Annotated in this window: 19 protein-coding genes, 1 rRNA gene and 1 riboswitch; of the genes, 13 read left to right on the forward strand and 7 right to left on the reverse strand. The window is 70.1% G+C overall.

Annotated features, from left to right (window positions below):
• From rrf to ACZ7GZ_RS37030, 11 genes are all read left to right on the forward strand, one after another.
• Positions 1-95: ribosomal RNA gene (gene rrf / locus ACZ7GZ_RS36980) — 5S ribosomal RNA — on the forward strand; the annotation flags it as partial.
• A gap of 107 nt (positions 96-202) precedes the next feature.
• Positions 203-811, forward strand: a complete 609-nt coding sequence (locus ACZ7GZ_RS36985) for a CDP-alcohol phosphatidyltransferase family protein (RefSeq protein ID WP_471031294.1) — start codon at positions 203-205, stop codon at positions 809-811.
• Between the two features lie 113 nt (positions 812-924).
• Entirely contained in the window at positions 925-3,420 is a 2,496-nt protein-coding gene (locus ACZ7GZ_RS36990) for a sugar phosphate nucleotidyltransferase (RefSeq protein ID WP_471031296.1), read from the forward strand.
• A gap of 135 nt (positions 3,421-3,555) precedes the next feature.
• A complete protein-coding gene (locus ACZ7GZ_RS36995; protein WP_471031297.1) occupies positions 3,556-4,473 on the forward strand; it encodes a DUF881 domain-containing protein in 918 nt (305 codons plus the stop codon).
• Positions 4,470-4,802, forward strand: coding sequence for a small basic family protein (locus tag ACZ7GZ_RS37000; RefSeq protein ID WP_003988855.1), 333 nt, complete (start codon positions 4,470-4,472; stop codon positions 4,800-4,802). The genes ACZ7GZ_RS36995 and ACZ7GZ_RS37000 overlap by 4 nt, the downstream gene beginning before the upstream one ends.
• Positions 4,803-4,807: 5 nt before the next feature.
• Positions 4,808-5,656: a DUF881 domain-containing protein gene (locus ACZ7GZ_RS37005; RefSeq protein WP_471031299.1), complete on the forward strand. Its 849-nt coding sequence runs from the start codon at positions 4,808-4,810 to the stop codon at positions 5,654-5,656.
• Between the two features lie 190 nt (positions 5,657-5,846).
• A complete protein-coding gene (locus tag ACZ7GZ_RS37010) occupies positions 5,847-6,677 on the forward strand; it encodes an FHA domain-containing protein (RefSeq protein WP_363219337.1) in 831 nt (276 codons plus the stop codon).
• Between the two features lie 43 nt (positions 6,678-6,720).
• Positions 6,721-7,458, forward strand: a complete 738-nt coding sequence (gene ftsR, locus ACZ7GZ_RS37015) for a transcriptional regulator FtsR (protein ID WP_471031301.1) — start codon at positions 6,721-6,723, stop codon at positions 7,456-7,458.
• Positions 7,459-7,544: 86 nt separating this feature from the next.
• A complete protein-coding gene (locus ACZ7GZ_RS37020) occupies positions 7,545-8,018 on the forward strand; it encodes a bifunctional nuclease family protein (RefSeq protein WP_026253112.1) in 474 nt (157 codons plus the stop codon).
• A 229-nt stretch (positions 8,019-8,247) separates the two neighbouring features.
• The gene (locus ACZ7GZ_RS37025; protein WP_471031302.1) at positions 8,248-8,892 is read left to right on the forward strand and encodes a MerR family transcriptional regulator; all 645 of its coding nucleotides are present in this window, start codon (positions 8,248-8,250) and stop codon (positions 8,890-8,892) included.
• 54 nt (positions 8,893-8,946) lie between these two features.
• The gene (locus ACZ7GZ_RS37030) at positions 8,947-10,470 is read left to right on the forward strand and encodes a DNA polymerase IV (protein ID WP_471031304.1); all 1,524 of its coding nucleotides are present in this window, start codon (positions 8,947-8,949) and stop codon (positions 10,468-10,470) included.
• Here the strand turns inward: ACZ7GZ_RS37030 and ACZ7GZ_RS37035 are convergent.
• Positions 10,392-10,763, reverse strand: coding sequence for a PRC-barrel domain-containing protein (locus ACZ7GZ_RS37035; RefSeq protein WP_471031305.1), 372 nt, complete (start codon positions 10,761-10,763; stop codon positions 10,392-10,394). The two genes, ACZ7GZ_RS37030 and ACZ7GZ_RS37035, sit on opposite strands and share 79 nt — an antisense overlap.
• Before the next feature lie 119 nt (positions 10,764-10,882).
• Positions 10,883-10,977: riboswitch (glycine riboswitch) on the forward strand.
• Positions 10,978-11,151: 174 nt separating this feature from the next.
• On the opposite strand from ACZ7GZ_RS37035, the gene gcvP reads away from it, so the two are divergent.
• On the forward strand, positions 11,152-14,037 hold the full coding sequence (gene gcvP, locus ACZ7GZ_RS37040) for an aminomethyl-transferring glycine dehydrogenase (RefSeq protein WP_471031308.1): 2,886 nt from the start codon (positions 11,152-11,154) through the stop codon (positions 14,035-14,037).
• A gap of 55 nt (positions 14,038-14,092) precedes the next feature.
• Here gcvP and ACZ7GZ_RS37045 read toward each other — a convergent pair whose 3' ends face one another.
• The 4 genes from ACZ7GZ_RS37045 to modA are packed head-to-tail and all read right to left on the reverse strand — an operon-like array spanning position 14,093 to position 17,435.
• Positions 14,093-14,512 (reverse strand): TOBE domain-containing protein, encoded by a 420-nt coding sequence (locus tag ACZ7GZ_RS37045; RefSeq protein ID WP_471031310.1) that lies wholly within the window; start codon positions 14,510-14,512, stop codon positions 14,093-14,095.
• A 27-nt stretch (positions 14,513-14,539) separates the two neighbouring features.
• Positions 14,540-15,763: an ABC transporter ATP-binding protein gene (locus ACZ7GZ_RS37050; protein WP_471031312.1), complete on the reverse strand. Its 1,224-nt coding sequence runs from the start codon at positions 15,761-15,763 to the stop codon at positions 14,540-14,542.
• Positions 15,760-16,620: a molybdate ABC transporter permease subunit gene (modB, locus tag ACZ7GZ_RS37055; RefSeq protein WP_471031315.1), complete on the reverse strand. Its 861-nt coding sequence runs from the start codon at positions 16,618-16,620 to the stop codon at positions 15,760-15,762. The genes ACZ7GZ_RS37050 and modB overlap by 4 nt, the downstream gene beginning before the upstream one ends.
• On the reverse strand, positions 16,617-17,435 hold the full coding sequence (modA, locus tag ACZ7GZ_RS37060) for a molybdate ABC transporter substrate-binding protein (RefSeq protein ID WP_471031317.1): 819 nt from the start codon (positions 17,433-17,435) through the stop codon (positions 16,617-16,619). The genes modB and modA overlap by 4 nt, the downstream gene beginning before the upstream one ends.
• Before the next feature lie 206 nt (positions 17,436-17,641).
• Here modA and ACZ7GZ_RS37065 point away from each other — a divergent pair, with 206 nt between their 5' ends.
• A complete protein-coding gene (locus ACZ7GZ_RS37065) occupies positions 17,642-18,130 on the forward strand; it encodes a molybdopterin-dependent oxidoreductase (RefSeq protein WP_471031318.1) in 489 nt (162 codons plus the stop codon).
• A 28-nt stretch (positions 18,131-18,158) separates the two neighbouring features.
• On the opposite strand, the gene ACZ7GZ_RS37070 is transcribed toward ACZ7GZ_RS37065, so the two are convergent.
• Together ACZ7GZ_RS37070 and ACZ7GZ_RS37075 are read right to left on the reverse strand one after the other, a co-directional pair.
• A complete protein-coding gene (locus ACZ7GZ_RS37070; RefSeq protein WP_471031320.1) occupies positions 18,159-18,554 on the reverse strand; it encodes a TOBE domain-containing protein in 396 nt (131 codons plus the stop codon).
• A gap of 144 nt (positions 18,555-18,698) precedes the next feature.
• Positions 18,699-20,654 carry an APC family permease gene (locus ACZ7GZ_RS37075; RefSeq protein ID WP_471031322.1) on the reverse strand — a complete coding sequence of 652 codons (1,956 nt, stop codon included), beginning with the start codon at positions 20,652-20,654 and terminating at the stop codon, positions 18,699-18,701.
• Positions 20,655-20,894 lie beyond the last annotated feature (240 nt).

The following is a 20,894-nucleotide window of genomic DNA, read 5'->3' on the forward strand; positions in this document are numbered from 1 at the left end:
AAACGCCCGGTTACATTCCGAACCCGGAAGCTAAGCCTCACAGCGCCGATGGTACTGCAGGGGGGACCCTGTGGGAGAGTAGGACACCGCCGAACTCCTTTTACAGCTCCGGCTCTTGGGCACTGCCCAGGAGCCGGAGCTTTTTTGCGTTGAGGTAGGGTCAGGGAGCATCGTTGGCTCGTTTCGCACAGGAGGCCCCCGGGTGGAGGTCCAGGAGACCCGTGTCCAGACAGACCGGGTCCTCACCATCCCCAACATCCTCAGCATGGCACGGCTCGTCGGCGTACCCCTCTTCCTGTGGTTGATCCTCAGGCCCGAGTTCGGGGGTCCCAAGAGCGACGGCTGGGCTCTTCTCGTGCTCGCTTTCAGCGGGATCAGTGACTATCTGGACGGCAAGCTCGCCCGGCGCTGGAATCAGATCAGCAGCCTCGGCCGGCTCCTCGACCCCGCCGCCGACCGGCTGTACGTACTTTCCACGCTGGTCGGTCTCACCTGGCGGGAGATCCTCCCGGTCTGGCTGACCGCTCTCCTGCTCGCGCGAGAGCTGATGCTCCTGGTGATGGTGGGCATCCTTCGCCGGCACGGGTATCCGCCGCCGCAGGTGAACTTCCTCGGGAAGGCCGCCACCTTCAACTTGATGTACGCCTTCCCCCTGCTGCTCCTTAGCGACGGAACCACGTGGATCGCGTCAGTCGCCGCTGTTTTCGGATGGGCGTTCGCCGGGTGGGGTACAACCCTCTACTGGTGGGCAGGAGTGCTCTACGTGGTACAAGTCCGCCGATTGGTTCGCGCGGACGCCATGGCCGATTGAGCTCGGCGATTGCCCGGACGTGCGCCTCGATGGCCCGCGGTGGAAAAGTGCGGGACAATCTGGACGGGTGAAGTCGGCTAGACCGTCGTCTCTTGGAGGAGGACGCTTCCGACATGAAGGCCGTCGTGATGGCCGGGGGCGAAGGCACCCGCCTGCGCCCCATGACCTCTAGCATGCCCAAGCCGCTCCTGCCCGTGGTCAACCGCCCGATCATGGAGCACGTGCTACGGCTGCTCAAAAGGCACGGGCTCACCGAGACCGTAGTCACCGTCCAGTTCCTGGCATCGCTCGTCAAGAACTACTTCGGCGACGGCGAAGAGCTCGGAATGGAGCTCACTTATGCCAATGAGGAGAAGCCACTCGGTACCGCCGGAAGCGTCAAGAACGCCGAAGAGGCGTTGAAGGACGATGCTTTCCTCGTCATCTCCGGTGATGCCCTGACCGACTTCGACCTCACGGAGCTGATCAATTTCCACAAGGAGAATGGCGCCCTGGTCACGGTCTGTCTGACCCGGGTGCCCAATCCGCTGGAGTTCGGCATCACCATCGTCGACGAGGAAGGCAAGGTCGAGCGCTTCCTGGAGAAGCCGACCTGGGGGCAGGTCTTCTCCGACACGGTCAACACGGGCATCTATGTGATGGAGCCCGAGGTATTCAACTATGTCGAACCGGATGTTCCGGTCGACTGGTCCGGCGACGTCTTCCCGCAATTGATGAAGGAAGGCAAGCCGATCTACGGCTATGTAGCCGAGGGCTACTGGGAGGACGTCGGCACCCACGAGAGCTATGTGAAGGCCCAGGCCGACGTGCTCGAGGGCAAGGTCAACGTCGACATCGACGGCTTCGAGATCTCGCCCGGTGTGTGGGTGGCGGAGGGTGCCGAGGTGCATCCCGATGCCGCACTGCGCGGACCGCTTTACATCGGCGACTACGCGAAGGTCGAGGCCGGCGCCGAGATCCGCGAGCACACCGTCGTCGGCTCGAATGTCGTCGTCAAGAGCGGCGCCTTCCTGCACAAGGCCGTCGTGCACGACAACGTGTACGTCGGGCAGCACAGCAATCTGCGTGGCTGTGTCGTCGGAAAGAACACCGACATCATGCGTGCCGCGCGGATCGAGGACGGCGCGGTCATCGGCGACGAGTGTCTGATCGGCGAGGAGTCGATCGTTCAGGGCAACGTCCGCGTCTACCCGTTCAAGACCATCGAGGCCGGCGCCTTCGTCAACACCTCCGTCATCTGGGAGTCCAGAGGGCAGGCCCATCTGTTCGGCGCCCGGGGTGTGTCCGGCATCCTGAACGTGGAGATCACGCCGGAACTGGCCGTGCGGCTGGCCGGTGCCTATGCGACGACCCTGAAGAAGGGATCCACGGTCACCACGGCCCGCGACCACTCCCGAGGCGCCCGAGCGCTCAAGCGGGCGGTCATCTCCGCGCTGCAGGCCAGTGCCATCGACGTACGCGACCTGGAGAACGTGCCGCTGCCGGTGGCCCGTCAGCAGACCGCGCGGGGCAGTGCGGGCGGCATCATGATCCGCACCTCGCCCGGAGTGCCGGACTCGGTCGACATCATGTTCTTCGACGGCAACGGCGCCGACCTCTCGCAGGGCAGCCAGCGCAAGCTGGACCGGGTGTTCGCGCGGCAGGAGTACCGGCGGGCGTTCCCCGGTGAGATCGGCGACCTGTACTTCCCGGCCAGCGTCTTCGACTCGTACACCGGTTCACTGCTGCGGAACGTCGACACGACCGGGATCGCCGAGTCGGGCCTGAAGGTCGTCGTCGACGCCTCCAACGGCAGTGCCGGGCTGGTGCTGCCGAGCCTGCTCGGCAAACTCGGTGTGGACTCTCTGACCATCAACCCCGGTCTCGACGAGTCCAGGCCCACGGAGACGGCCGAGATACGGCGCAACGGTCTGGTGCGGCTGGGCGAGATAGTGGCGTCCTCGGGGGCCGCGTTCGGTGTCCGGTTCGACCCCGTGGGCGAGCGGCTGTCGCTCGTGGACGAGAAGGGCCGGATCATCGAGGACGACCGTGCGCTGCTGGTGATGCTGGACCTGGTGGCCGCGGAGCGGCGCAGCGGCCGGGTGGCGCTGCCGGTGACCACGACCCGGATCGCCGAGCAGGTGGCCGCCTACCACGGCACACAGGTCGAGTGGACGACGACCTCGCCCGACGACCTCACGCGGGTGGGCGGCGAGGAGGGCACGATCTTCGGAGGTGACGGCAAGGGCGGGTTCATCGTCCCCGAGTTCAGCAGTGTCTACGACGGTACGGCGGCCTTCGTACGGCTGATCGGGCTGGTGGCGCGTACGCAGCTCACCCTGAGCCAGATCGACGCGCGGATTCCGCGTGCGCACGTCCTCAAGCGGGACCTGGCCACGCCGTGGGCCGTCAAGGGCCTGGTGATGCGGCGGGTCGTCGAGGCCGCCGGGGATCGCTTTGTCGACACGACCGACGGTGTGCGGGTCGTGGAGACGGACGGGCGCTGGGTGATGGTGCTGCCCGACCCGGCCGAGGCCGTCACCCATCTGTGGGCCGAGGGGCCCGACGACGCCTCGGCACAGGCGCTGCTCGACGAGTGGTCGGCCGTCGTGGACAGCGCCGGGCGGTAGGGCCGGAGGGTAGGGGAGTCCACACCACCGGACGGCAGAACCCACGCACGCGTGCGTGCCGGACAAGTGTCCCCGTGGGGGCCTGTCCGGCACGTCGGTGGGGCCATTCGGAGGTACTGGCCGCGACATGCGACGATGTGCGGCATGCCGCAGCAACCCCCCGTTCGGAGCAGCCCCACGCGGCCGCAGCGCCCGGACGCCTCCATGTCGTTGATCACCAACGTCATGGACCACAGCCTCGACGACGGGTACGCCGAGGCCGCCGCCCGGAAGAAGTCCCAGGGCGAGGGCGGGCTGCCCAGGACTTTGCGGGCGAAGCTGGGCCTCGCGTCAGGGCTCGTCCTCGCGGCGCTGGTCGTGACCGTCGGGGCGGCCCAGACGCGGGCGGCGGCGCCCGTGGTGGCGAAGGAGCACCAGGAGCTGATCGACCGCATCGACAGCGAGACCGCGGCCGCGGACAAGCTGGAGGGTACCGTCGACACGCTCCGGGACATGGTCGGCGCGCGCCAGCGGGCGGCGCTGAAGTCGAGTGGCGGCAGTGCGCAGGCGGACCTGGTGGATGTTCTGTCGGGCGCCACCGCGGTCCACGGGCCTGGCGTCAAGCTCGTCGTGAACGACGCCAAGGAGGCCAGCTCCGGCGGTGACGGCACCAATCCGAGGGAGACCTCGGGGTTCTCCGACACCGGCCGGGTGCGCGACCGGGACATGCAGCGCGTGGTCAACGGGCTGTGGGAGTCCGGCGCGGAGGCCGTCTCCATCAACGGGCAGCGGCTGACCGCCCTGTCGGCGATCAGGGCCGCGGGGGACGCGATACTGGTCGACAACAGACCGCTGGTGCCGCCGTACACGGTGCTGGCGGTGGGGGAGCGGAACAGGTTGAGCAACGGGTTCCAGAACAGCCCCGACGGCCTGTACCTGCATGCCCTGGAGCAGAACTTCGGCATCCGCGCCACCATCTCCACCGAGGGTGACGTACGGTTGCCCGCCGCACCCAGTGTGATCGTACGCACAGCACAGCCGAGCACCGACAAGACTGAGAAGGGCACATCGTGATCGCCGTACTGGGCCTCGTCGTGGGAGTCGTGGCCGGCCTGTTGGTCCGGCCCGAGGTTCCGGCGGTCGTCGAGCCTTATCTGCCGATCGCCGTCGTGGCGGCACTGGACGCCGTGTTCGGCGGTCTGCGGGCCATGCTCGACGGCATCTTCGACGACAAGGTCTTCGTCGTGTCGTTCCTGTCGAACGTGGTCGTCGCCGCGCTGATCGTCTTCCTCGGCGACAAGTTGGGCGTGGGCGCGCAGCTGTCCACGGGTGTCGTGGTGGTCCTGGGTATCCGGATCTTCTCCAACGCCGCGGCGATCCGCCGGCACGTTTTCCGGGCGTGACACCGATGAGCGAACAGAACGAGCAGAACGAGCAGCCGGAGCGGCCGGAGAACCGGCTGCGCAAGGAGCTGCCCGAGGAGGTGCCCGCGCGGGTGCCGGAGCCGGAGCCCGAGCAGCGGACGGAACAGCCGCTGACCGGCCGGCAGCGGCTGGTCAAGGGGCTGTGGCCGCCGCGGGTCACCCGGGCCCAACTCATCGTCGCGCTGCTGCTGTTCGGCCTCGGCTTCGGCCTGGCGGTGCAGGTGGCGTCCAACAGCGACAGCGGCAGCGCGCTGCGCGGCGCACGCCAGGAAGATCTTGTTCGCATCCTCGATGAACTGGATTCGCGTACCCAGCGTCTTGAGGACGAGAAGCAGGGACTCGAAAAGCAGCGCCAGGAACTGCAGAGCAGTTCCGACCAGGCAGCGGAGGCCCGCAAGCAGACGGCCGAGAAGGAGAGGCAACTCGGCATTCTGGCGGGCACCGTGGCGGCGCGGGGTCCCGGCATCACGATGACGATCGAGGACGCGAAGGGAACGGTCAAGGCGGACATGCTGCTCGACGCGATTCAGGAGCTGCGTGCGGCCGGTGCGGAGGCGATCCAGGTCAACGGGGTACGGGTCGTCGCGGGCACCTACTTCACGGACTCCGGCAACGGTGTCGGCGTCGACGGGAACAAGATCAACGCCCCCTATCGTTTCAAGGTCATCGGCAAGCCACAGGACCTGGAGCCGGCGTTGAACATCCCGGGAGGCGTGGTGCAGACACTGGAGAAGGAGCAGGCCACGGTGACCGTCGAGCAGTCGGACAAGATCGTCGTGGACGCCTTGCGACAGGCGAAGCGGCCTGACTACGCTCGGTCGTCCTCCCAGTGAACCGGTGGTGCATGGGGGACGTCGCGCAGGGGCATGAGGTTGCGGGGGGTCGGCGCACCGAAGGGGTGGTGCGTGATGGAAACTGTCTGGTGGATACGGACGTTGTGAGAATGTCCGGCTCGGCCGGTGTAGGCAATCAGGGTTCGTCCTGCCCCACGGGCGGGTCTGTTTCGGTCAAGGGGAATCGCCCGTGAAGTTGTTTGCGAAGTTGTTCGGCAAGAGCGCACGAGAAGGCAGCGGCAACGCGACCGCTCGGCATCGCGCACAGCCTGACGCGGAGGGCCAGCGCCCGCTGTTCCGGGACCAGGTCGCTGGTCCGGGCGGTGACATTTCCGGAGGTCAGGGCGGGGCGTCGGTTGACCCTGCCCAGTCCGGCGGCATAGGTTTCGGGCAACCGTCAACCTCAGGTGCGGGCGGAGGGTTCGCCCCCGGTCCGTACGCGTCCCATGCCCCGGCGGGGCAGCCGCAGCAGGAGGATCCGTCCATGTCGGCCCTGGTGTGTACGAGGTGCGGTAACCGCAATGCGGAGAACGCACGCTTCTGTTCCAACTGTGGTGCGCCGCTGCGCCCGGGAGTGGCGCCGGAGCGTGCCTCCGAGACGACGTCCACGATCTCGATCTCCGGTCTGGAGGCCTACGACTCCGAGGTCACCGGCCAGACGCAGATGCCGATGCTGTCGCCGGAGGCGCAGGCCGCGGTGGACGCGCTGCCGCTGGGCTCGGCGCTGCTGGTGGTGCGCCGGGGACCGAACTCGGGCAGCCGCTTCCTGCTGGACAGCGACCTGACCACGGCGGGCCGTCATCCGCAGAGCGACATCTTCCTGGACGACGTCACGGTCTCGCGTCGGCACGTGGAGTTCCGGCGTTCCCCGGACGGCTCGTTCACGGTGGCCGACGTGGGCAGTCTGAACGGCACGTACGTCAACCGGGAGCGGATCGACCAGGTCGCTCTGTCGAACGGTGACGAGGTGCAGATCGGCAAGTACCGGCTGGTGTTCTACGCGAGCCGGCAGGGCATCTGACCCGCCCCCGGACCGGCGTCCGGGGGGACCCCAGGGAAGGTCCATGCTTCAAACACCGAGCGGCGGTGCCGGAAGCGGTACCGCCGCCAGGGACAGTGGGCTGATGAGCATCGGCACGGTGCTGAACGCGCTGCGCGACGAGTTCCCCGAAGTCACCATCTCCAAGATCCGTTTCCTGGAGGCCGAGGGGCTCATCGAGCCGCAGCGGACCCCTTCGGGGTACCGCAAGTTCAGCGCCGGGGATGTCGAGCGCCTGGCGCATGTGCTGAGGATGCAGCGGGACCACTATCTGCCGCTCAAGGTGATCCGCGAGCGGCTGGACGCCATAGAGCGGGGTGAGGCCGTCCAGCTGCCCCTCGTGGGGCGTCAGCGCACCGCGGAGGACGTTCCGGAGCCGCCCGGGACGCCCACGGTGGCCCGGGTGGGCAGGGCCGAGCTGCTGGCGGCCGCGGACATCGACGAGGGCGAGCTGCGGGAGTGGGAGTCGTACGGGCTCATCGCTCCTCTGGAGGACGGGGTGTACGACGCCGAAGCCGTCACCGTGGCCTCGCTCGTCGCCGAACTGGGCCGGTTCGGGATCGAGCCGCGCCACCTGCGGGTGATGAAGGCCGCCGCCGACCGCGAGGCCGGTCTCGTCGACCAGGTGGTCGCCCCGCTCAAGCGCCACCGCAACCCGCAGACCAGGGCGCACGCCGAGGCCCGTACGAAGGAGCTGGCGGCGCTCACCGTGAAGTTGCACGCGGCACTGGTGCAGACCGCTCTCGGTGTGCGGCTGCCCTGAGCTCCGGCGGCTCCCCGGCGGCCGGATCGGGCACCTGTTCCCGGCCCGACTACCCAAACATCCCGGGCACGGCCTAGGGTTGCTGTGTGAACGAGCTCGATGTCGTAGGTGTCCGGGTCGAAATGCCCTCCAACCAACCGATCGTGCTCCTGCGCGAAGTGGGAGGCGACCGTTACCTCCCCATCTGGATCGGACCGGGGGAGGCGACGGCGATCGCCTTCGCCCAGCAGGGCATGGCCCCCGCCAGGCCACTGACCCACGACCTGTTCAAGGACGTGCTGGAGGCCGTCGGCCAGGAGCTGACCGAAGTACGCATCACCGATCTGCGGGAAGGCGTCTTCTACGCGGAGCTGGTCTTCGCCAGCGGCGTCGAGGTCAGCGCCCGCCCCTCCGATGCCATAGCGCTGGCCCTGCGCACCGGAACGCCGATCTACGGAAGTGACACGGTGCTGGACGACGCCGGCATCGCCATTCCGGACGAGCAGGAGGACGAGGTGGAGAAGTTCCGCGAGTTCCTCGACCAGATCTCGCCCGAGGACTTCGGCACCAGCAGCCAGTGATCATGAGCGGCCGGTGAGCGCCGATCCCCGGTGAGGCGGGCATGTGCCACCGGCCATTGAGGGCGTCCTACGGCTTCCCCCGAACGCATTCGGCTAGCCTTTCCCCGCGGTGGGACACGGGAAACCACTCCTAGGGTGATTATCACTCGGCGTGCCGAGTGTGGCGATCGTTGACGCACCCCTGGTGACTGCCTACCGTCGTGAAGGCAGGTCAAGGACGGAGGTCGGCGTGAGAACCAGCGGCGACGGTACGGCTGGGGGTGCTCCCGTGCGCGGTTTCGGGGAGAGCGGTCCGTACCCGGTTCACGGCAGCGCGGTGGATCACGCTCCGCACCGGCCGACGGCGGTGCCGAACGGCGGAGGGGCGGCGTCCATGACATCCGAGCAGATCGGCTATCGGGGGCCCACGGCCTGCGCGGCCGCCGGCATCACCTACCGACAGCTCGACTACTGGGCCCGCACCGGCCTGGTCGAGCCGAGCGTGCGGCCCGCCTACGGGTCGGGAACCCAGCGGCTGTACAGCTTCCGAGACGTGGTCGTCCTGAAGATCGTGAAGCGGTTCCTGGACACCGGGGTCTCGCTGCAGAACATCCGCGCCGCCGTGCGGCACCTCAGGGAACGCGGTTTCCGCGACCTGGAGCGGATGACGCTGATGAGCGATGGCGCCACGGTCTACGAGTGCACCTCGCCGGACGAGGTCCACGCCCTGCTCCAGGGCGGCCAGGGCATCTTCGGGATCGCCGTCGGCGTGGTGTGGCGCGACGTGGAAAGCGCGCTCTCCCAGCTGCACGGCGAGCGCATCGACACGGGCGAGACGCTCGTCGGGCACAACCCGGCGGACGAGCTGGCGCGGCGCCGCAACCGGGCGGTCTGACGCCGGTCCTCGCGGGGCCGGGCATTGTCAGTGCCGTGGGGCAGCATCGGAGATGTGAGAAACGCGCCCACGATCCTGCATCTCGACATGGATGCCTTCTACGCCTCGGTGGAGCAGGCGTCCAAACCGAGCCTGCGCGGGAAAGCGGTCGTCGTGGGCGGCCTCGGACCACGCGGGGTGGTGGCCACCGCGTCGTACGAGGCGCGGGTCTTCGGGGTCCACTCGGCGATGCCCATGGCCCAGGCCCGCCGGCTGGCACCCAACGCCGCCTATCTGGTGCCGCGCTTCACCCTGTACCGGGCGGTCAGCGAGCAGGTGATGGCGCTGTTGCGGGAGCTGTCACCGCTGGTGGAGCCGCTCAGCCTGGACGAGGCGTTCGTGGACCTGGAGGCCGGCGGGACGGCCTGGGACGAGGAGTCGGCGCGGCTGACCGCGATCAGGCTCCGCGCGGACATCCGGGCGGTCACCGGGCTCACCGGATCGGTCGGGCTCGCCGCCTCCAAGATGCTCGCGAAGATCGCCTCCGAGCAGGCCAAGCCGGACGGTCTGGTGCTCATCGAGCCGGGGTCCGAGCGGGCCCTGCTGGAGCCCATGCCGGTGCGGACCCTGCCCGGGGTCGGGCCGGCCACCGGCGACCATCTGCGCAGAGCCGGGATCACCACGGTCGGGGAACTGGCTCAGGCGGGCGAGGACGAGCTGGTCCGGCTGCTCGGCAAGGCCCACGGGCACGCGCTGTACGCCATGGCCCTGGCCCGTGACGAGCGGCCCGTGGTGGCCGAGCGCGAGGCGAAGTCGGTGTCGGTCGAGGACACCTACGACGTGGACATCCACGACCGGCTGCGGATCGGGCTCGAGGTGCAGCGGCTCGCCGACCGGTGTGTGGGGCGGCTGCGCGGGGCCCGGCTGGCGGGGCGGACCATCGTGCTGAAGGTGCGGCGGTACGACTTCTCCACGCTGACCAGGTCGGAGACGCTCAGGGGGCCGACGGACGATCCGGCGGTCGTGCGGGAGGCGGCGGCGCGGTTGCTGGACTCCGTGGACACCACGGGCGGGGTACGGCTGCTCGGCGTGGGTGTGTCCGGGCTCGCCGACTACACGCAGGAGGACCTGTTCGCGCAGGCGTTGCCCTCGCGGGCTGCGGAGACGCCGGAGGAGGACGTGACTGAGACCGTGGCTGAGGCCGTTGCGCAGCAGCCGGAGCCGGTCGGACGGCACTGGCGCGCCGGGCAGGACGTGCGGCATGCCGAGTACGGGCCCGGGTGGGTGCAGGGGAGTGGGCTGGGGCGGGTGACCGTGCGGTTCGAGACGCCGCAGTCCCCTCCGGGGAGGGTGCGGACGTTCTTCGTCGATGACCCTGCGCTCGAGTCCGCTGATCCGTTGCCGTTGGTTTCGGACCTCGCCGGCACGCCCGCCCGTCCCGGTCAGCCGAGCAGCGGCCGACACGAGGCTCCGCCCCGGACCCCGCAGAGGGATGAGGAGTCGGGGACCCCGCAGAGCGATCAGCTCTCCTCCGAGCCCGCCAGCTTGCCGAAGTCACGGTCCGGGACGGACGGAGGGGGTGCCACGTCCAGGCCGTAGTGGTGGTAGAGCTGGAGTTCCTGTTCGGGGGAGAGATGGCGGCCCACGCCGAAGTCGGGGGCGTCCTTGATCAGGGTGCGGTCGAAGGGGACGTGGAGGGAGCCTTCGATCAGTTCGCTGGGCTCCAGGGGGACGAAGGCGTCCCGGGAGAACAGGCCGGTGCGTATGGCCGCCCACTCGGGCACGCCGGTCGCGTCGTCGAGGTACACCTCGTCGATGGTGCCGATCTTGGTCCCATTGCGGTCGAACGCCTTGCGGCCGATCAGGTTGCGCGGATCGATCTCGGTCTGCACGGTCCCTCTCCCTCCACGTGGTCGCAACTCATCCGTAAGCACTACAAAAGAGCACATTCAGGGAGGCGGCCACTCGAAGGCTCGGGCGTTGACCTCGCTGGTAGGCTGACAGCGGCTGCTGACCCCGTGCGGGAGAGTCCTCCGACCACCTCGGAGGCGCCGAAGGAGCAAATCCTCCCCGGAATCTCTCAGGCTCACGTACCGCACGGACGAGGTCACTCTGGAAAGCAGGGCGGGTGTCGACGGCTTCCGCTCTCACCGACGGTGAAAGCCGGGACTCTCGGGTCCCCGGTGAAGCTCTCAGGTTGAGATGACAGAGGGGGAGGCCGTCGGGGCACCCGCGCCGTGGTGCCCCTCAAAGGTCGCGTCAGACCAGGAGGCCTCCGCAATGACCGCCCACCGCATTCCGCTCTCGGAGCTCGAAGCGGGCATCCCCTTCGAGCAGCGCCACATCGGGCCCGACCAGGAGGCGTGGGCCAAGATGCTCGCGCACGTCGGCTACGGCTCGCTGGACGAGCTGACCGCCGCCGCGGTCCCTGATGTGATCAAGAACGCCGACGCCCTCGACCTGCCGGGAGCCCGCACCGAGGCCGAGGTGCTCGCCGAGCTGCGCTCGCTCGCCGACCGTAACCAGGTCCTCGACTCCATGATCGGCCTGGGCTACTACGGCACCTTCACCCCGCCGGTCATCCTGCGCAACGTCATGGAGAACCCCGCCTGGTACACCGCGTACACCCCGTACCAGCCGGAGATCTCGCAGGGGCGGCTCGAGGCCCTGCTGAACTTCCAGACCGTGGTCGCCGACCTCACCGGTCTGCCCACCTCCGGCGCCTCCCTGCTCGACGAGGGCACGGCCGCCGCCGAGGCGATGTCCCTGTCGCGGCGCATGGGCAAGAACAAGAAGGGCCTGTTCCTGGTCGACGCGGACGCGCTGCCGCAGACCATCGCCGTCATCGAGACGCGCGCCGAGCCGACCGGTGTGGAGGTCGTCGTCGCCGACCTCAGTGAAGGCATTCCGGCCGAGCTGGCCGAGCGCGAGATCAACGGCGTGCTGATCCAGTACCCGGGCGCCTCCGGTGCCGTACGGGACATCAAGCCGGTCATCGACCAGGCGCACGAGCTGGGCGCCCTCGTCACCGTGGCCGCCGACCTGCTCGCGCTGACCCTGCTGACCTCGCCGGGCGAGCTGGGCGCGGACATCGCCGTCGGTACGACCCAGCGCTTCGGTGTGCCGATGGGCTTCGGTGGTCCGCACGCGGGCTACATGGCCGTGCACGAGAAGTTCGCGCGCAGCCTGCCCGGCCGCCTCGTGGGCGTCTCCGTCGACGCCGACGGCAACAAGGCCTACCGGCTCGCGCTGCAGACCCGTGAGCAGCACATCCGCCGGGAGAAGGCCACCAGCAACATCTGCACCGCGCAGGTGCTGCTCGCCGTGATGGCCGGCATGTACGCCGTCTACCACGGGCCGGAGGGGCTGAAGACCATCGCCCGGCGCACGCACCGGTACGCCACGATCCTCGCCGCGGGCCTGAAGGCCGGCGGTGTCGAGATCGTGCACGGCGCCTTCTTCGACACCCTCACCGCGCGCGTGCCCGGCAGGGCCGCCGAGGTCGTCGCCGCCGCCCGGGCGGGCGGCGTCAACCTGCGGCTCGTCGACGCCGACCACGTCTCCCTCGCCTGCGACGAGACGACCAAGCGGGCCCAGCTGGCCGCCGTGTTCTCCGCCTTCGGTGTCGAGGGCGACATCGAGGGGCTGGACGCGACCGCCGAGGACACCCTCCCCGAGGCGCTGCTGCGCACCGACGTCTACCTGACCCACCCGGTCTTCCACCAGTACCGCTCCGAGACCGCGATGCTGCGCTACCTGCGCAGGCTGGCCGACCGCGACTACGCGCTCGACCGGGGGATGATCCCGCTGGGCTCCTGCACCATGAAGCTCAACGCGACCACGGAGATGGAGCCGGTCACCTGGCCGGAGTTCGGGCAGCTGCACCCCTTCGTGCCGGCCGAGCAGGCCGAGGGCTACCTCACGCTCATCCGTGAGCTGGAGGAACGTCTCGCCGAGGTCACCGGCTACGACAAGGTCTCCCTGCAGCCGAACGCCGGTTCCCAGGGCGAGCTGGCCGGTCTGCTGGCCGTACGGGGCTACCACCGGGCCAACGGTGACGAGCAGCGCACGGTCTGCCTCATCCCGTCCTCCGCGCACGGCACCAACGCCGCCAGCGCCGTGATGGCCGGCATGAAGGTCGTCGTCGTCAAGACCGCCGACGACGGCGAGATCGACGTGGCGGACCTGCGCGCCAAGATCGAGCAGTACCGCGACGAGCTGGCGGTGCTGATGATCACCTACCCGTCCACGCACGGCGTGTTCGAGGAGCACGTCGCCGACATCTGCGCCCAGGTCCACGAGGCCGGCGGCCAGGTGTACGTCGACGGCGCGAACCTCAACGCCCTCGTCGGCCTCGCGAAGCCGGGCCACTTCGGCGGTGACGTCTCGCACCTGAACCTGCACAAGACCTTCTGCATCCCGCACGGCGGCGGCGGCCCCGGGGTGGGCCCGGTCGCGGTCCGCGGGCACCTGGCGCCGTACCTGCCGAACCACCCGCTGCAGCCGGCCGCGGGCCCGGAGACCGGTGTGGGCCCGATCTCGGCGGCGCCGTGGGGCAGCGCGGGCATCCTGCCCATCTCCTGGGCGTACGTCCGCCTCATGGGCGGCGAGGGCCTCAAGCGCGCCACGCAGGTGGCCGTGCTCTCGGCGAACTACATCGCCAGGCGCCTGGAGCCGCACTACCCGGTGCTCTACACCGGCCCCGGCAACCTGGTCGCGCACGAGTGCATCATCGACCTGCGCCCGCTGACCAAGGCGACCGGCGTGAGCGTGGACGACGTGGCCAAGCGCCTGATCGACTACGGCTTCCACGCGCCGACCATGTCCTTCCCGGTGGCCGGCACGCTGATGATCGAGCCGACCGAGTCGGAGGACATCACCGAGCTGGACCGGTTCTGCGACGCGATGATCGCCATCCGCGCGGAGATCGAGAAGGTCGGCTCCGGCGAGTGGCCGGCGGAGGACAACCCGCTGCGGGGTGCCCCGCACACGGCCGCCGCGCTCGGCGACGAGTGGACGCACGCCTACAGCCGTGAGGAGGCCGTCTTCCCGGCCGGTGTCTCGGCCGCCGACAAGTACTGGCCGCCGGTGCGCCGTATCGACCAGGCCTTCGGCGACCGCAACCTGGTCTGTTCGTGCCCGCCGCTGGACGCGTACGAGGACTGAGCGAGCGGTGGCTTCCAGGGCCCCGTCCGGTTTTCCGGGCGGGGCCCTCGCCGTGTCAGGCCGTCGCCAGGGACACCTCGGTCGCCTTGATGAGGGCGATCACGTCGGAGCCCACGAAGAGGCCCAGGTCGGTGGCGGCGTCCTTGGTGATGGCCGCGGTCAGTTCACCGCCGGGGACGGAGATCTTCACGGAGGCCATCGCGGCGCCGGTGGTGAGGCCGACGACCGCGCCGGGGAGCTGGTTGCGGATCGACAGACCCTCCACGCGGTGCGTGGCGAGGGAGACCTCGGTCGACTTCACCAGGGCCCGTACGGGTGAGCCGGGGGCGAGGGCGAGGTCCTCGGCGGACTCCTTGGTGATGGCCGCGGTGAGGTGCTGCCCGCCGTCCAGGCGGAGCTTGACGGTGGCCATGGCCTCGCCCGGCTGGATCGCGGTCACCGTGCCGGGGAGCTGGTTGCGGATGCTCAGGGTCATGGGCACCCACGGTAGAGCGCCGCCCGATCAGGCCGGGTACGCGTGTGTCTGCGCCGCTTTCACCGTCGCCCAGACGGGTGCGCCGGGGTGCAGACCGAGGTCGGCGGCGGCGACCGTGGTGAGGTCGGCGGCGAGGGGGAGTTCGCCGGCGAGGTCGGCGCGGATCTGGTCGCCGTGCGTCTCCAGGCCGGCCACCCGGCAGCGCCAGAGGTTACGGGCGCTGGCTCCGGTGGGCCGGTCCCGGAACAGGGTGACGGCGCTGGGCGGGAAGGCCACGAAGACCGGGCCGGACAGGTCTTCCGTGGTGGTGATCGAGGGTCCCGCGTCGAGCCGTACCGTGTGCCGGTCGGCCTGTCCCCGGTAGAGGTTGAGGCCGACGAGCTGGGCGATGTAGTCGGTGCGCGGACGGCGGGCGATGTCCGCCGGAGTGCCCTCCTGGACGACCCGGCCGTGCTCTATCACGACCAACCGGTCCGCGAGCACCATGGCGTCCAGCGGGTCATGTGTGACGAGGACGGCGACCGCCTCGAAGTCGGCGAGGTGGCGGCGGAGTTGGGCGCGGACCTCGAGGCGGGTGCGGGCGTCGAGGGCGGCGAGCGGTTCGTCCAGGAGCAGTAGCCGGGGGTGGACGGCCAGGGCGCGGGCAAGGGCCACGCGCTGGGCCTGGCCCCCGGAGAGGCGGCGGGGCTTGGCGCCCGCGTGGTCGGTCAGGCCCATGCGGTCCAGCCAGGCCGCGGCCTGTGCGCGGGCCTCGGCCTTGGTCACGCCGTGGCAGCGCGGGCCGAAGGCGACGTTGTCGAGGGCGGACAGGTGGGGGAAGAGCAGGTAGTCCTGGAAGACCACGCCGACCGGGCGGGACTCCGGGGGAGTGCGGTCCAGGGCCGCGCCGTCGAGGCGGAGATGGCCGTCGGTGAGGGGGGTGAGGCCGGCGAGGGCGCGCAGGGCGGTGGTCTTGCCGGCGCCGTTGGGGCCGAGGAGGGCGACGACGTCTCCGGGGGCGGCGGTGAGGGTCACTTCCAGGCGGAATGCGGCTCGGTCGACGACCAGGCGGGCGTCGAGGCCGGCTGTGGGCGGGTGCGGGTGTGTGGTGGGTTGCCGGCTTCCGGCCGGCTCCGGGTTCCCGCCCGCACCATCCGTGCGGCTCTCGTCGTCGGGTGCGGGCGGCCCCTGCGGAGGCTCGGCGCCGACGGCCGCGGGTGGTTGCTGTGGGGGCTGAGCGCCGTGGGGCGCTGTCGGGTGCGGGTTTGTCATGATGCTGTCATCCACCGGTCTCTGAGGCCCGCCAGCACCGCGACCGACACCGTCAGCAGGACCAGGCTGAGGGAGATGGCGGCGTCGGGGTCGTTCTGCAGGGCCAGGTAGACCGCGAGGGGCATGGTCTGCGTACGGCCGGGGAAGTTCCCGGCGAAGGTGATCGTCGCGCCGAACTCGCCGAGCGCCCGCGCCCAGGCCAGGACCGCACCCGCGGCGATGCCGGGCGCGATGAGCGGCAGGGTGACCCGGCGGAACGCGGTGAACCGGGACGCGCCGAGCGTGGTCGCCGCCTCCTCGAAGCGCGGGTCGGCCGCGCGCAGCGTGCCCTCGACGCTGATGACCAGGAACGGCATCGCGACGAACGCCTCCGCGATCACGACCCCGGTGGTGGTGAACGGCAGGGTGATCCCGAACCAGGCGTCCAGCCACTTGCCGATGACCCCGTTGCGGCCGAGGGCCAGCAGCAGGGCGACACCGCCGACCACCGGCGGCAGGACCAGGGGCAGTGTCACCAGGGCCCGTACGAGGCCCCGGCCGGGAAACTCCGTACGGGCCAGCAGCCAGGCCAGAGGCACGCCCAGGACGAGGCTCACGGCCGTCGCCGCGCTGGCGCTGACCAGGGACAGCTGAAGCGCCTGCCACACCTCCGTGCTGGTCAGCTGGTCCGGCAGGCTGTGCCAGGGCGCGCGGACCAGCAGCGCGAGCGGCGGCAGCAGCAGGAACGCCAGCGCCAGCAGGGCCGGCAGCAGCAGCGGCAACGGCACTCCGCGCCGGCCCCCCGTGCCGACGCGGCGCCGCCGCGGCCGGCCCGTGCGGGGGCCGGCCGCGACGCCGGGCTCGGGGAGCGAGGTCACGGCTTGAGGAACCCGGCTTCGCTCAGCGCCTTCTGGCCCTCGGCGGACTGCACGAGGGCGATGAACGCCTTGGCGGCCTCGGCGTTCTGGCCGTGCTTCAGCTGGACGATCGGGTAGTCGTTGATGGCCTTGGCGGACTCGGGGAACTCCACGCCCTCCACCTTGCCACCCGCCGTCTTCACATCGGTCTGGTAGACGACCGCGGCGTCGGCCTCCTTGAGCTCCACCTTGTTCAGGGCGCTCTTGACGTCCTGCTCGTAGGAGGCCGGGGTGAGCTTGAGCTTGGCGGCGTCCAGAGCCTTCTGCGCGGCGGCGCCGCACGGCACGGTCTTGTCGCACAGGACGACCTTCAGGCCGGACTTGGTCAGGTCCTTCAGGGAGGACACCTTGTCCGGGTTGCCCGGCAGGGTGGCGATCTCCAGCTGGTTGCGCACGAAGGTGGCCGGGGTGCCGACCGCTTCCTTCTTGTCCGTCACGATCGCCATGGTCTTGGGGCTGGCGGCGGCGAAGACGTCCGCCGGGGCACCGCCGGTGATGCTCGCGGCGAGGGTGTCGCTGCCACCGAAGTTGAAGCTGACCTTGGTGCCCGGGTGGGCCTGCTCGAACTCCCTGCCCAGAGTCGTGAAGCTCTCTTTCAGGGAGGCGGCGGCGAACACGGTGACCGTGCCGGACAGCTTCGGTGAACCGGAGCCGGTCTTGGCCGGCGTCGTGGAGGAGTCACCGGAGGAGGAGCAGGCGCTGAGTGCCATCAGGGCGGCGGCTCCCGCACCGGCCAGCTGCAGCATGCGCCGGGTCCGGCGCACGGAACGGGTCATCACGGATGTACTCCTCTGGTTCTGCGGAACGACGGTCGCGCCCTGTCACGGCCGGGGGCACCGGCCGTGCGGCGATGATACTGCCGCATCTGCCAGCCGTAAGTCTCCTGTCTCTTCGCATGAGCTGCGAACCTGCGAGTTGTAGCTTGCATGTGCGTTTGCACGGAGGGCGACGGCGGGTACGGTGCTGCGGGAGGTGGTCGCAGGTGACGCTCGCGGAACTCGCCCTGACCGGCGATCTGGCCCGGCCCGCCCGGCTGCGGGTGCCGGACCTGCTGCACTGGCCGCAGCACCGGGTGGAGGTCAGCTTCGAGTGCGCGACCAGCGGCATCCAGCACCACCGGTTCGCCGGCCCGCGCCTGTACGACGTCCTCACCGACGCGGGGCCCGGGTTCGACCCGGCACGGCGCAAGGACCGGCTGCGCTTTCTCGTCGCCGTGACCGGTACCGACGGCCACCACGCGGTGCTCTCCTGGGCCGAGATCGATCCGGACTTCGCGGACGCGCCGGTCCTGCTGGGCGTGCGTGTCGACGACACCCCGCTGGACGCGGCCGGGCCCCAGCTGGTGCTGCCGCAGGACCGGTGCGGGGCCCGGCACGTCAGCGGGATCTCGGCGATCCGGGTGGACGGCGGTTACCGCTGTGAGGCTCCAGCGCCGGTCACGCCCGGTCACGCGTCACCGGCAGCTCCATGAGAACCGCACCCCCACGCGTCGGGCGGTGTCAGACCCGGTCGATGTGGACGTTGGTGGACTTCACGCGGGCGGTGGCCTCCATGCCGACCTCCAGGCCCAGTTCCTCGACGGCCTCGCGGGTCAGGAGCGACACCAGCCGGTGCGGGCCGGCCTGGATCTCCACCTGGGCGGCGACGTCACCGAGCTTGATCGCCGTGACGATGCCCGGGAAGGCGTTGCGCACGGAGGTGTAGGAAGGGTCCTCCTCGCTGCCGCCCGCCTTGGCCAGCTCCACCGAGAACGCGGCCAGGTCCCTGCCGTCGACGAGCCGCCGCCCGGCCTCGTCGCGATGGGTCGCCACCCGGCCCGCGTCGGCCCAGCGGCGGGCGGTGTCCGGGCTCACGCCGAGAAGCCGTGCCGCCTGGCCGATCGTGTAGGACTGCATGCCGGTCACGATAGGGCCATCAGCGGGGAACCGCGGACGTGGGGTGAGACGGTGGGTCGGCGGACAGGCCGCGTCCGGGCGGTGGTCCGGACGGGGGCCCACCCGTACGGCGTGCCCCGCCGGCCCTGTCGGGGCGTCGCAGTCTCACCCGGTGTGCACCCGCGGGCGGCGCACCCGGTCCGGTTCCGCCTCGCGCAGCACTTCGCGGGTGACCGGAGCGACCTCGCCCTGGCCGAAGAGGAAGAAGCGCAGGAAGTTGGCGAACGGGTTGCCCTCGGTCCACTCGAAGTAGATGTGCGGGGTGCAGCCCGTGCTGTCCCGGACGTGGAGCAGCAGGGCGGCCAGCGCGTTGGGGATGGAGGCGGACTCCAGGGTCAGCACGCGGTAGCGGCCGTGCAGCACCTCGCCGCGCACGGTCAGGCCCGCCTCGAACTCGGACGGGTCGGTGACCGTGACCTCGACGAAGACGAAGTCCTCCTGTTCGGGCATGTCGTTGTCGGCGCGGATCTGCTCGATCTTGTCGCGGTACTCGGCCTTGTCCCGGTGGCCGGGCTCGTTGGCTATGAACCGCATCTTGCGGCTGGCCATGTCCCGGACGAATCGTTCCGCCAACGGGTCGAGCGTCACGCTGGTCACGCGCAGCTCGAAGGCACGGGCGAGCCGGGACGCCAGCGAGACCAGGATGATGCCGGCGATGAAGCAGGCACCGATCTTCACACCGTCCGGGCGCTCGATGACGTTCACGACGGTCGTGTAGAGGAACACCGCCGAGATCACGCCGAACCCGATGGTCCAGTTGCGCTGCTCGGCCTTGTGCGCCGCGATGGTCACCGCGATCGCGGCCGAGCTGATCAGCACCAGGACACCGGTGGCGTAGGCGCCGCCCTGCTTGTCGACGTTGGCATCGAAGATCCAGGTCACCAGGAACGCGACCAGGGTGAAGACGATCACCATGGGGCGTACCGCGCGCGCCCAGTGCGGGGCCATGCCGTAGCGCGGCAGATAGCGCGGCATGAGGTTGAGCAGGCCTGCCATCGCGGAGGCGCCGGCGAACCACAGGATGGCGATGGTCGAGATGTCGTAGACCGTGCCGAAAGCGCCGCCGAGGTACTCGTGCGCGAGGTAGGCGAGGGCACGGCCGTTGGCCGGGCCGCCCGTCTTGAAGTCCTGCTCCGGGATGAGCAGCGTGGTGATGAAGCTGGTGGCGATCAGGAAGCAGCTCATGATGAGCGCCGCGGTCGTGAGCAGCTTCTTGGTGTCCCGGATCCGGCCGGTCGGCTTGTCCTCGGTGTCCCCGGCGTCGCCCTGGACGTGCGGCATGACCGCGACACCGGTCTCGAAGCCGGACAGGCCGAGGGCGAGTTTCGGGAAGACGATCAGCGCCACGCCGACCATGACGAACACGTTGCCGTGTTCCGCCGTCAGGGCGGTGGTCCAGTCGGTGACGACATGTCCGGCGGTGAGGACGTGCCACAGGCCGACGAACACGACGACCAGGTTGAGCGCGAGGTAGATGCCGACCAGGGCGACCGCGACGCCGATCGCCTCCAGGAAGCCCTTGAGGAACACCGCGCCGAGCAGCGCCACCAGGAACAGGGTGATCACCATCTGGTGGCCGTGCAGGGTGCTGGTCAGGTGGGGGTTCTCCACCAGGTGGGTGGAGGCGTCGGCGGCCGACAGGGTGATGGTGATGAGGAAGTCGGTGGCCGCGAAGCCCAGCAGGGTGAGCACGAACAGCTTGCCCTGCCAGAACGACAGCAGCCGCTCCAGCATCGCGATGGAGCCCTCGCCGTGCGGGCTCTCCTCGGCCACCCGGCGGTAGACCGGCAGGGCGCCGGCCAGGGTGACGATGACCAGCACGATGGTCGCGATCGGCGACAGCAGACCGGCCGCGAGGGCCGCGATGCCCGGCTGGTAGCCGAGGGTCGAGAAGTAGTCGACACCGGTCAGGCACATCACGCGCCACCAGCGCTGGCCCTTGTGCGGGGGCTCGGGTTCGGCGTGGGGGCCGGTGTGGCCGCCGTGCTTGCCCATGTCGGACAGCCCCTCCAGCATCCAGTTGCGCAAGCGACTGGGAGGGGGGTGCTCGGTCGTGGCCATCGGCGTGCTCCTGTGTGCGGCTCAGCTCTTTTCCGGCCATCACGCGGACGGCGGCACCAGCGTAAGCAGAGAGTGACGCCAGGGCCCATGGATCCGGGCTCAGCAGGCGTCAATCTTGCGTTAAGAATGGCGTGAGAGCGGCAGAGCCGCATCAAGAAGGCGAGGCCGCAGGCGGTTGCCGGGAGCACGGCCGTCCGGGGCAACGGCCCGCAGCGCGCAGCCGGGACGGCCACCGAGTGT

Source organism: Streptomyces sp. NPDC037288 (genome assembly GCF_055603265.1).